Origin of the sequence: Chroococcidiopsis sp., from assembly GCF_051657925.1 — a bacterium.
Taxonomy (GTDB): Bacteria; Cyanobacteriota; Cyanobacteriia; order Cyanobacteriales; family Chroococcidiopsidaceae; genus Chroococcidiopsis.
In genome coordinates this window covers 1-3,702 of sequence record NZ_JBOFLP010000052.1, presented here as the reverse complement: position 1 = coordinate 3,702, position 3,702 = coordinate 1, and the positions used below count along the sequence as shown (strand labels likewise).

Genomic DNA, 3,702 nt, shown 5'->3' with positions numbered 1-3,702 from the left:
ACAAACCTTAATCTTAAAGAATTTACCTAGCTTTGGCTCTCCTCAACTGGATACAGCTTGTTCGTTACTTAATTGGTGGTCTAAGAATTATTCTCATTGGGTAGTAGATTGTTTATTGCGACTCGAAGGACTTGAATATTATCAAGAGAAAACTGGAAGAAAACCAGCTTTAATTATTGAACCAAATCCTCTTACCTGGAAAATAGAGTCTCTCAAACTTTTAGGATATGAACTAGACGATTGTGTAGCTTGGAAAGGTTCAAAAATAAAAGTCAACCGATTAATAGTTCCATCTTTTCGACGCGAGCAAGCTTTCTCTATATCACCATCTGCCTGCCAGTGGCTTCGTCAACGCCTATTGAGTAATCTTCCTAATGTAGAGAGCAAACAGCGCTCTTTTTCACCGAGAATCTATATTTCCCGAGCCAAAACAACAGGTCGTAAAGTCACTAATGAAGACGCTGTTTTAAAAGCTTTAGCTCCTTTGGGATTTGTAGCTTACACACTAGAAAATATGAGTTTTGCAGACGAGGTTAGACTATTTTCTCAAGCAGAAATAGTTGTTGCTCCTCATGGTTCTGGTCTCGTAAATATAATATTTGCCCAGAACTTGAGCGTCATCGAACTTTTTGGTTCGACTGGTGTTCCGTGCTTTTTAGTTTTAGCGAAATCACTAGGTTTTCAGTATGGATGTCTTACAGCAGACTACAATTCGAGAAATAATCATTCCTTTGAGCAGAACAACAATATAATGGTGAACATTCCTAAATTGCAGGTTCTTGTTGAGGAGATGTTAAACATGAGATATAGCGATCGCCAACCTGTAATTACTCCTTATTGATTGGCAACAACTAGCTGGCTACTAGATTGTTTGGCGATCGTAATTTCATTCAGATAAATGCAGCAATACCTTAAGTGCAACAGTACTTACTGTTTTACTTAGTTTGGTTGAACTCCAACTAACAAAAATCCTATTCTTTGCAGGAAAAATGCTGTGGTAAACTTTTTGATCGCGCCTTTGAGGAATTTGCTCAAGCAAAAGATTTCGGCTGCTCATCGTAGAACAATTGGTGGAGCAATCCGACGCTCAATTCAGCAACAGACATTTCATTTTGTTAGAAAGATTGGATTGAAAGTCATCACGAGACAGGAAGTTCTTGAAGGGAATATCGAACACCGAGTTTTTCAATTTAATGCCGGAGAAACAATTGTCATTAATCACCCCTGTAACGGTTCCGACCAGATTCGAGAAATTGTAAATACAACTGGTGAGCATAGGTTGGTACAACCATTTGTCATAGAGGTAGAAAATGCTAAGTTAGTTGGAGCTATAGCTATTGGGTTTGATGCGGCTGGTAACATAATTTCAGAAACAATATCAGGAAATCCAGAATGCATTAAATATATTCCTGCTCAAACTTTGCTATCAGAAAAGTTGTCTAATTGGATAGCACCTCAGCTAGAGACGGCTTGTTCGTTAACTAACTGGAATAGCGGTTATTTTCACTGGTTGATAGATTGTTTAACTCGACTTGAGGGAATAGAGTACTATCAAGCACAAACTGGAATTAAGCCGACTCTAATTATTCATGCTCATCCTCAAGAATGGCAAAAAGAATCTCTCAAACTTTTAGGATACAATTCAGATGATTATATTGAATGGAACGACTCCAGCGTCAAAGTTAAAAAGTTAATCGTCCCCTCTTTTCGACGAGAACACAACATCATATCGCCTACAGCTTGTCAGTGGTTACGCCAGCGCTTATTGAGTAATCTGCCAGATAATACCAGCATCTCTTTATCGCCTAGAATATATATTTCTCGACCAGAATCAGCCGGTCGTAATATCATTAATGAAGAAGATGTTATGGCGATTTTGGCTCCTTTGGGATTCATCGCTTATACGATGGAGGAACTTAGTTTTGTAGATGAGATTAGACTATTTTCTCAAGCAGAAATAGTTATTGCCCCCCACGGTGCTGGTCTCACAAATATCATTTTTGCATCCCAAAAATTAATTGTTATCGATCTATTTGGTTCGTTTGGCACGCCGTGTTTCTTTGCCTTAGCACAAGCATTAGGCTTTTACTACGGTTGCCTGGGAGAGGGCTTCGATCCAAAGAATAAAACTGGAAAGTACAAAGGCATTACGGTAGATATTGCCAAATTGCAAGTTTTACTTCAAGAAATGCTCAATGTTAGAGATAGCGATCGCCAAGTTGCCAGTGTAGAAGAGGCATTATTGCTCGCTGGTGACGATAGTACGAATTAAGAGAACGACTGAAAAGCGCGATCGCCCCATACACACAAATTCAAGCTTACAAACATGAAAATTCTTGTCACTGGTACAGAAGGCTATCTCGGTTCGTTATTAGCTCCAATTTTGATGCAACGCGGGCATGAAGTTATTGGCGTAGATACAGGATTCTATAAAGTTGGTTGGTTGTATAACGGCACTCCACTGACTGCGAAAACTCTTAACAAAGATCTGCGGCAGATTTCAATTGAAGATCTGGAAGGGGTGGAAGCGATCGTCCATATGGCAGAGCTTTCCAACGATCCAGCCGGACAACTCAATCCCAACATCACCTACGACATCAATCATAAAGGTTCCGTCCGCCTCGCCACGCTAGCGAAAACAGTTGGAGTGCGGCGCTTTGTCTATATGTCTTCCTGTAGCGTCTACGGAGTTGCTACCGCAGGAGATGTGACTGAAGAATCTCCAGTCAACCCGCAAACCGCTTATGCCGAGTGTAAAACACTTGTAGAGCGAGATGTCACGACAATGGCTGATGATAGTTTTTCGCCTACATTCATGCGAAATGCGACAGCTTTTGGCGCTTCCCCCAGAATGCGCTTTGATATCGTCTTAAATAACCTGGCAGGGTTGGCTTGGACGACCAAAGAAATTAAAATGACCAGTGACGGTACGCCCTGGCGACCTTTAGTCCACGCCCTCGATATTGCTAAGGCGATCGCCTGCACGCTGGAAGCTCCGCGCGATATCGTTCACAATCAAATCTTTAACGTGGGTGACACGGCGCAAAATTATCGTGTCAAACAAGTTGCCGAAATCATTGCTGAAACTTTTAAAGGATGCAAGTTAAGTTTTGGCGAAAATGGGGCAGATAACCGCAGCTATCGCGTCAGTTTCGAGAAGATTAATACGGTACTGCCAGGATTTAAATGCGAGTGGGATGCACGGCGCGGCGCTCAACAATTATTCGATCTATTTACTCAAATTGACATGACTGCGGACACGTTTCTATTTAGAGGATTTACTCGGTTGAAGCAGTTGGAATATTTGATTCGGACTCAGCAAATCGATCGCGATTTCTTTTGGCAGTCGCTTGGCAATTAGACGTTGCACTTAGACAAACCACTACATTTCGATTAGTGATGTAAAGATCTTGAAGATCCCCCAACCCCCTTAAAAAGGGGGCTTTCCTGGAAAAAGCAAGCGTTGTTTCCCCCCTTAAAAAGGGGGCTTTCCTGGAAAAAGCAAGCGTTGTTTCCCCCCTTAAAAAGGGGGGTTAGGGGGGATCTTGCCTCAATCGGTTAGAGGAGTAATCATGTTAGTTGATGCCTTGAAATTACCAGCAGATACGCTGGTAGAAACAGACATTTGTATTATCGGTGCTGGTGCGGCAGGAATCACGCTCGCACGCGAATTGCGCGATCGCCCCGAACAAGTTTGTTTGC

The 3,702-nt window shown here is 41.9% G+C and carries 3 protein-coding genes; all 3 read left to right on the top strand.

Going from position 1 to position 3,702, the window contains the following annotated elements; genetic code table 11:
- On the top strand, window positions 1-841 hold an 841-nt coding region (locus tag ACRC32_RS04090), incomplete at its 5' end, for a glycosyltransferase family 61 protein (RefSeq protein WP_438552779.1).
- Window positions 842-994: 153 nt separating this feature from the next.
- Window positions 995-2,272, top strand: a complete 1,278-nt coding sequence (locus ACRC32_RS04085) for a glycosyltransferase family 61 protein (RefSeq protein WP_438552778.1) — start codon at window positions 995-997, stop codon at window positions 2,270-2,272.
- 54 nt (window positions 2,273-2,326) lie between these two features.
- On the top strand, window positions 2,327-3,361 hold the full coding sequence (locus ACRC32_RS04080; protein WP_438552777.1) for an NAD-dependent epimerase/dehydratase family protein: 1,035 nt from the start codon (window positions 2,327-2,329) through the stop codon (window positions 3,359-3,361).
- Window positions 3,362-3,702: the final 341 nt, after the last annotated feature.

Coding starts and splice junctions, on each gene's coding strand:
- ACRC32_RS04080 (WP_438552777.1), top strand. CDS start 2,327: ATGAAAATTCTTGTCACTGGTACAGAAGGCTATCTCGGTTCGTTATTA.